This is a genomic window from Acinetobacter sp. NIOH-H-8 (assembly GCF_046635365.1).
GTDB lineage: Bacteria > Pseudomonadota > Gammaproteobacteria > Pseudomonadales > Moraxellaceae > Acinetobacter.
Map to the genome: position 1 here is coordinate 1 of NZ_JBHDVN010000239.1, position 427 is coordinate 427.

General features: G+C 48.0%; 1 protein-coding gene. It reads right to left on the reverse strand.

Annotated elements, in window-relative coordinates; translation table 11 throughout:
• A partial coding sequence (locus ACEWB7_RS18005) for an MASE1 domain-containing protein (protein WP_411581090.1) occupies nt 1-427 on the reverse strand: 427 nt, incomplete at both ends.

Genomic DNA, 427 nt, shown 5'->3' on the forward strand with positions numbered 1-427 from the left:
CGCCTGGTAATTAATCAGCGTGTTGATATTAAAGGGCATTACCCCCATCAGGCTGGCTTTACTTTCGTACATGCCAACAAAAGCGGCAAACTGGTAAATGACCAGAAATAATGTCGCTGAACAAAATACCTGCCAGAACATTCGTTGAAACAACAGGTGGGCGTCGCCGTGGGAAACATTGTTTCGCCGGGGGGAAAAGACACGATAGCCGCCCCAGCTTAGCACGATAGTAATGATAAAGTGCATCGTCACAGAAAGGGTTTCATACAGCCCTGTCTGCGGGTATCTGCGCCAGAAGATAGCAAGCACAATGCCCGGCAGTGCTGCCCAGCCGAAAAAGAGCATCAGACTAAGCATAAAAGCTAACGGCAGGTAAAAAAGAACCACATTTCCAGTGCTGGTAAGCGCATAAGTATTTGCGCTACTT